The sequence below is a fragment of the Burkholderia sp. Bp8998 genome (genome assembly GCF_003854235.1).
In the GTDB taxonomy this organism is placed as follows: Bacteria; Pseudomonadota; Gammaproteobacteria; order Burkholderiales; family Burkholderiaceae; genus Burkholderia.
Genome location: NZ_QTQF01000088.1, coordinates 1 through 7,209 on the forward strand (window position 1 = coordinate 1; position 7,209 = coordinate 7,209).

At 55.5% G+C, this 7,209-nt stretch carries 5 protein-coding genes and 1 pseudogene; 4 read left to right on the top strand and 2 right to left on the bottom strand.

Translation table 11 applies throughout. The features are described 5' to 3' along the window. Window positions 1-236: 236 nt before the first annotated feature. Both DIE06_RS37120 and DIE06_RS37125 read left to right on the top strand, forming a co-directional pair. Window positions 237-1,130 carry an IclR family transcriptional regulator gene (locus DIE06_RS37120; RefSeq protein ID WP_124665665.1) on the top strand — a complete coding sequence of 298 codons (894 nt, stop codon included), beginning with the start codon at window positions 237-239 and terminating at the stop codon, window positions 1,128-1,130. Window positions 1,131-1,364: 234 nt separating this feature from the next. Then, a complete protein-coding gene (locus tag DIE06_RS37125) occupies window positions 1,365-2,129 on the top strand; it encodes an SDR family NAD(P)-dependent oxidoreductase (RefSeq protein WP_124665666.1) in 765 nt (254 codons plus the stop codon). A gap of 362 nt (window positions 2,130-2,491) precedes the next feature. On the opposite strand, the gene DIE06_RS37130 is transcribed toward DIE06_RS37125, so the two are convergent. After that, window positions 2,492-3,391, bottom strand: a complete 900-nt coding sequence (locus tag DIE06_RS37130) for a LysR family transcriptional regulator (protein ID WP_124665667.1) — start codon at window positions 3,389-3,391, stop codon at window positions 2,492-2,494. Window positions 3,392-3,528: 137 nt separating this feature from the next. On the opposite strand from DIE06_RS37130, the gene dld reads away from it, so the two are divergent. After that, window positions 3,529-5,268 (top strand): D-lactate dehydrogenase, encoded by a 1,740-nt coding sequence (gene dld, locus DIE06_RS37135; RefSeq protein ID WP_124665668.1) that lies wholly within the window; start codon window positions 3,529-3,531, stop codon window positions 5,266-5,268. A gap of 148 nt (window positions 5,269-5,416) precedes the next feature. On the opposite strand, the pseudogene DIE06_RS39680 reads toward dld, so the two are convergent. Continuing rightward, window positions 5,417-6,069 (bottom strand): annotated as a pseudogene (locus tag DIE06_RS39680) (DDE-type integrase/transposase/recombinase); the annotation flags it as partial. A 652-nt stretch (window positions 6,070-6,721) separates the two neighbouring features. Between DIE06_RS39680 and DIE06_RS37145 the strand changes: the two are divergent. Beyond that, window positions 6,722-7,209 (top strand): acyl-CoA dehydrogenase family protein (locus tag DIE06_RS37145; protein ID WP_185733577.1); only part of this gene is annotated, 488 nt, incomplete at its 3' end.

Genomic DNA, 7,209 nt, shown 5'->3' on the forward strand with positions numbered 1-7,209 from the left:
GGCGGCGAGCGCACCCAGAGAGAGGTCCTTCACGAACTGACGTCGATTCATGCTCTGTCTCCTATTTTAAGATGGTCTAATATACGGACCTAGTTTCGCACCGAAAGTCCATTTTTCGGACCGTGACGGTATCTTTACCTATTTGATGCCTTTATTTAAACACCTAAACTGGTGTCATCCAATAAAGGTTTTCACCATTCAGTTGGTCCGAATACTGGACCCTTGGAGGCCGAACGATGTCGAATGAACATGGCGGTGACGGGCAAGCCGCCGGAACTGCAGCAAGCCAGACCCTGGACCGTGCGGTGCAAGTTCTGCAGTTGGTTACGGGCTCCCGTACAACCGGTATTGGGCTTTCGGATCTTGTGAAAGCAACGGGACTGACCAAGCCAACTACGCGGCGACTTCTCCTCGCGTTGATAGAAAATGGCTTGGTGGAGCAGCAGCCAGAGGACCGGCGGTACTACGCCGGCGCAGAGACTTATGCATTGGGAGTCCTTGCCGCGGAGCGTTTCGGAATTCGCCGGCTGGCGGCAGACAGCCTCGTTCGAATTGCTGCGCGCAGTGGCGATGCCGCGCTTCTAAGTGTCCAACGGGGGTATGAGTCGGTTTGCCTCGCGCGGGAGGAGGGTACGTACCCCCTGCGCTCCCATGTGCTGCAACCGGGAGATCGGCATCCCATTGGGGTCGGCGGTGGTGGGTTGGCCCTACTCGCAATTTTGTCTGATGAGGAAGTCGAGCGGGCGTTGGCGGTCAACGCCGCCCGCTTCGCTTCTGATTACCCCGGGCTTACCTCAGAACTGCTGAGGCATCAGGTTCAAGAAACCCGCGAACGAGGTTACGGTTTAAACCCGGGGTTAGTCGTGAAAGGCTCGTATGGGATAGGAGTCGCGTTACATGATCCTCGCAGCGGCATATCGGCGGCATTGACGATCGCTGGGGTTGAAAGCCGCTTCACGGGCGCCCGGATTGAGGAAATGGCCGCGATCCTTAAGGAAGAAGTAGAGCAGTTGGAGATGCGCATGCAATGCGCTAACACAAGTCCCGGAACCGCTAAAAAGCGCTCTGCTGAGAAGCGCGATGCGTCATATCGAGTATCAGGGGGAACAAAGATCGTGCATGGTTCGTAAGGGTAAGTGCGGACTGTGCGTGAGCGTCAGGGTGACCGAGAGCGGACGTGACTAAAACCAAGCGTCGGTTGCCCCTGGTAAGGCGCGTTTGTTGCGGGTTTGGTGTTCCGAGTCACCGGCGGGTTACGCACCCTGAATTTGCCTCTGCTTTAGTGAGTGGCACTTCTGACAGGCGCGATTCCTTTCTGGGGGCAGATCGAATCTGTTGAGTTTCCAAGTTAACTACGTCGGATGATGACCAAATATCACGGGACTACTGTTGTAACCGGAGGCGCTTCCGGAATTGGCTTAGCAACGACTTGCTGGCTGTTGGCCCGAGGTCGGCCAGTTCTTGTGCTTGATCGTTCAAAGACCTGCATCGACGCAGCGAAAGATGCGCTGGAGGAATATGCTGCTGACGTGACATTTGTCGAACTCGATGTCACCGACGAGACTCGGATGTGCGAGGTGATTGTAAAGCACGACCTGATGAAATCGCCCCTCGTCGGATTAGTCAACTGTGCAGGGTATGGGCAAGACACGCCATTTCTCGAGACGACATCAAAGGCATTGCGAGACATGTTGGAAGTCAATCTTGTTGGAACCTTTTCGATTAGCCGGGAAGTCGCGAAGCGTATGATGCTCAACGGAGGCGGTGGGATAGTGCATATCGCTTCCGTGTCGGGTCTCATCGGAAATAAGGGACGTTCTGCCTATGGCGCCACCAAGGCCGCAATTGTCAATCTTACGCAGGTCATGGCGAACGAACTTGCGCGTCATAAGATCCGCGTGAACTGCGTTTGCCCCGGACCGATCGAAACACCGCTCGCCAGCAGCGTTCACACCGCAAGGGTGAAGGAAGTTTGGCGAACAGTTGTGCCTATGCAACGTTACGGTACGCCCATGGAGGTTGCGGGAGCCATCGGATTTCTTCTCGATAACGAGGCGTCGGCATTTGTCACGGGTCAAATTATCAGTGTTGACGGTGGCTTCATAAGCTCTGGACTCCTTCCGGAGTAGTGGAAAGTAGCGTGCCTCTAGCGTACTACTCCGAGGTCCTTCGGCTAAGTGTAGGAGAGATGCAATCGAAGAACTGATTCGGGAACATTGCTGCCACCGCCGCGGCATATGGACGGAGCTCCGCGCGCGAGCGGAGGCGTTGCCGGAGCATTGCGTCACAAATTTCCACGAGCCGATTGAACAAAGCGTCGACTGATCTAGTTCTAATCGAGGTCGGGTGGCGTTTTCGGTCTGGCGCCAGAATTCGAGCCATTTAGGCGAAACGCTGCTGCTTCAATGCGGGAATATGAAATGACGCTCGAAGGCCTAACCGCCGTCCTGTACAGTTGATGCGGCCACGGAGCGTTCGATTTGACTAGTGTTCAGAGCATTGATGCTGTAGCCCGGCACTGGCGTAAAACTCTCACGAAGTTCACTACTGCCGGTGACCGTTCACGCTGGCGATGTATCAGAGCGATGCCTGTCGAGAGCGGGTTGCCTCGGAGTTCGTGGTATGAAACACCCGCTACCTGAACTTGCCTAATCGAAGCGGGAACTACTGCCACACCGAAGCCCGCTGAGACCAAGTTGGCTGCGGATGATATCTGCGGCGACTCCATGCCGATAGACGGAACAAATCCCGCAGCATGACAGGCTCCGACAATCGAATCGTAAAGATTTGGACCGATAGCTCGCGGAAAGGTTATGAACGGATCATCTGCCAAGTCTGCCAGATCAATGCGTTTGTGCTGACTCCGGGGGTGGTCTTCGGGCAGAACCGCAATCATGTCTTCGGAGACGAGCGGTTCAACCACGAGATCTCCACAATGTAGTGGAATGCGGACAAGGGCAGCATCGATCTTCCGTGCGTTCACCTTGTCGAGTAACGCCACGCTGTTGCTCTCTTCGCAGCTGATTACGACACGTGCATAGGCGTGCCGGAACTGCTGCATGGTCGAAGCCACGACCGGATGAAACACTGTCGAGCCAGCGAAACCGAGCAACAGCCGGCCAGTCTCCCCACGTCCCGCATTCTGCGCCTCGACGAGCGCCTGCTGGGCATCGTCGACGATGCGTTGGGCGCTATCGCGCAACAGTCGTCCGGCCTCAGTCAATTCGACCCGACGAGGATGACGGATAAAGAGTGCCGTGCCGACTTCGCGCTCGAGCTTGAGGATCTGCTGGCTCAGCGGCGGTTGAGCAATGCCGAGACGTGCCGCCGCTTCAGTGAAATGAAGGTGATCAGCGACAGCCAGAAAGTATCGTAGTTGACGAAGTTCCATATCTTTTTCGTCTCCAAAACCCTACTCCAAGATATTGGACTAGTAATAAATGGGATTCTAAACTTCTCAGCAATCGATGTGCAGCGTTTTGCTCGTCGCAATGACGACACATCGTAGGCGATCATACGGAGACAGAAGTGACAGCATTTCGCGCAGAAGCGTCCGGAACCAGGGACGAGACGGTTGGCAATTTGATCACTATCCTGCGCGACACTGTAGGAAAAAAGCATGTTCTCACGGGAGAAGCAGCTACGCGTAGCTACCGAACCGGCTTCCGATTTGGGGCGGGCTCCGCCTTAGCGGTTGTTCGTCCTGGAACCATTCTCGAACAGTGGAAGGTGCTCAAGGCGTGCGTCGCAGCGAATGTGATCGTGATCACCCAGGCCTCGAACACGGGTCTCACGGGTGGTTCAACCCCAGATGGTGACAAATACGATCGGCCAGTCGTGATTGTCAGCACGACCCGAATGAACAAGGTGTATGTAATTAACGAGGGTAGGCAGGTTGTGTGTCTGCCTGGGGCGACACTCGACCAGCTCGAGAAAACGCTGAAGCCCCTCGGCCGCGAACCCCACTCGGTGATAGGCTCGAGTTGCATTGGCGCTTCGGTGTTTGGCGGTGTCTGCAACAACTCTGGCGGCGCACTTGTTAGACGCGGACCAGCCTACACTGAGATGGCACTATTTGCTAAAGTGAATAGTGATTGCAAGCTGCAACTCGTTAATCACCTTGGTATCGAACTTGGTGAATCCCCGCTAGAGATCCTTGATCGGCTTGAGCGTCGTACCTTCTCGGATACCGACATCCAGCAAGACGCTGGGGCTGGCTCGGATCAAAATTATGCGAGCCATGTAAGTGAAGTCGATGCCGACACGCCTGCGCGCTTTAATGCGGATTCGAGGCGGTTGTATGAAGCCTCGGGATCGGCCGGAAAACTGATGGTGTTCGCGGTTCGCCTTGATACATTCCCGATAGAGCAGAATCCAAAGGTATTTTATATCGGCACAAATGAGCCTTCCGAGCTCACGGATATCCGGCGCCACACACTCCAGAAGCTTCCAGATCTTCCGATTGCAGGTGAGTACCTCCATCGTGATGCGTTTGATATTGCTGAAAAGTATGGAAAGGATATGTTCCTTGCGATTGACTATCTGGGGACGTCACGCTTGCCGGTCTTTTTCAGCTTGAAGAGTCGTCTCGACGCCATTTTCAATCGATTGGGATTTTTCCCACCAAACTTGACAGATCGCGCGCTTCAGGCGGTAAGCGAACTGTTCCCCAGTCACTTGCCAAAGCGCATGACAGCGTTTCGAGACAAGTACGAGCATCACCTTATGTTGAAGGTTTCGGCGGAAAGCGTTGACGAAACTCGCGCATACCTTGACGACTATTTTGCGGCTGCATCCGGCAGCTACTTCGAATGCACCAGCGACGAGGGTAAGAAAGCTTTTCTGCATCGATTTGCTGCTGCGGGTGCCGCTGTCCGATATCGCGCAGTTCACTCAGAAGACGTCGAAGACATAGTTGCGCTTGATGTTGCGCTCCGCCGCAACGATCGCGATTGGGTGGAGACATTACCGGCAGAAATCGAGACTGCGATCTCGATTAAGCTGTATTACGGACATTTTCTGTGTCACGTGTTCCATCAGGACTACATCGTCAAAAAAGGCAACGACCAGCTGAGTATCGAGCACCGGGTGTGGGAACTGCTGGATGAGCGCGGCGCGGAGTACCCGGCTGAGCACAACGTTGGGCACCTTTACGCTGCAAAGCCAGCGCTCGCGAAGTTCTACCGGGAGCTCGATCCCTGCAATTGCTTCAATCCCGGGATCGGCAAGATGTCGAAGTTCTTTAACTATCGAGAGACGATGGTCTAGCCTGTAACCAATGATCTATCTAATTCTGCCGTCCAAAACGTACTCCGGCGTGAGAGTTGATCGGTTGGTTGACGGGCCTAATTATTGTTCGCGTTTTCTCCCGCGATGGTTGGCACCGTTCGTCATGGAACTGACGCGGCCGTATTCAGTTGTGCCAGTGCATCAGGTAGCGGCTGATATCCCGGTGTGCTTCCTGCGCCGACAGGTAACCCGCTGACGGCGGTCACCCGGTCTTGAAGCTGTGGAACAGCGTCTCCATCGGAGTGCTGTCCAAACAGTTTCGGCGACGGCGTATGCTCGGCTATATCCGATAGCACCACAGGCGCTGACAGGATTTCCGACTCGCATACTGACCTGCCTGATCCGAGCGGAATAGCAACCCTTGTGGCCGAATGCGCTCATAGGCAATATCCCGAGCTTGCACGACCGAATCGGCATCCGGGCATGTTGAGAACGCCCAGCCGACGTCTCGGCGCGAGAACAAAGCAAGGGCAGCCAGGTAATGCCAACGGCCTTGTGCCCAGACACACGTGATGTCGCCACACCAGACTTAATTCGGTGCATCAACCTTGAACGCACGGTTGAGATGATTCGGTATATTGATCGTCTCGACCGGGGCTTACTCGTACGCATGGCTGCCTGACTGCTTTCAGATCAACCGAGCTCTTCGATCAAGTGACTTGCTTTGAAGCGACCTATCGCCGTGCCTTCCTCGCGCGTCATGCCCATGATGCCGCGGCCGCCAGCTGAGGCTCGAATCTCGACGAACAGTTTGTGCAACCCGCTGCGCAATGCCATACGCTCTCAATCTATGCGCTGAACACGCTCCCGCTACGCTTATAGACAGGGACCGCGACACGTCGAATATGTCGAGCGTTTCAGGGGGGCTGCTCCACGGAGAGATTTGCCGATTGATAGTTTTGGGGTGTTTCCCGTCTGAAAATTCTTAAAGACGCATGATTCGGTCGTAGGCGACCGGCTGACTGCACGCGAGTCTGTGTGCAAGGGAACGTCATCGTCGTGGGAACGAATGTAATTGAAGTTGCGACGCAATTATCTTGTTGTAACTGTAACGGTATGCGTCGCGCCGACCTTGGCATCCAGATCGGCGACGGCGCCTTGTTCGGCTGGTCCCGCGAGGTAGCGGGCAGTGTCTCGCGGCGAGTGTTGCCAGGCACGCCAGTTCGCCGCGATCGAGACTGACGGTGCACCTTGGAAGAATGTTTCGCTAGTGGGGGCGACGTCGAATTTGGGACCAGAAATGTGCCGCTGCGCGCTGCCGAGTCGGCTTTAGAACCATCGCACCATCGGAACGAGCGTCGGTATGGCAAAAACGCTTAGTGCAATTGATCGTTGCGAGCATCGATACAGAACCCGCGCTTACTTACACTCTCTCCATCAAGACGGGCTTCCCCACAAGCTAAGACCGACCAAATCTGGACAATATATCGAGATGAACGATCTCTACACGGAAGATCAGCGGATGATTCGTGATGCCGCACATGTTTTTGCCAGTGAGGTGCTGGTACCGAATGCATCGCGACGAGATCAAGACGGATATCTGCCCGACGAGGTCGTCTTGCAGATGGGCGAAGTTGGCTTACTTGGGATGATTGTTCCGCAAGAGTGGGGCGGCTCATATACCGATTACACGGCGTACGCGCTTGCGATCGAAGAGATCGCGGCCGGCGATGCAGCGTGCGCGACGATGATGAGCGTGCACAACTCAGTCGGTTGTGGGCCAATTCTTGCGTACGGCACGCCAGAGCAGAAGGAGCGCTGGCTCGGCAGCTTGGCGACAGGCCGGACTATAGGCGCATTTTGTCTGACTGAGCCGCAAGCCGGCTCCGAGGCGCACAACCTACGCACGCGGGCGGAGCTGCGCGACGGCAAGTGGGTGCTGAACGGCGCGAAGCAGTTCGTGACCAACGGCCAGCGCGC

What these genes read in the sequence shown, in the direction of transcription:
- DIE06_RS37120 (WP_124665665.1), top strand. Translation starts at nt 237, where the DNA reads ATGTCGAATGAACATGGCGGTGACGGGCAAGCCGCCGGAACTGCAGCA.
- DIE06_RS37125 (WP_124665666.1), top strand. Translation starts at nt 1,365, where the DNA reads ATGACCAAATATCACGGGACTACTGTTGTAACCGGAGGCGCTTCCGGA.
- DIE06_RS37130 (WP_124665667.1), bottom strand. Translation starts at nt 3,391, where the DNA reads ATGGAACTTCGTCAACTACGATACTTTCTGGCTGTCGCTGATCACCTT.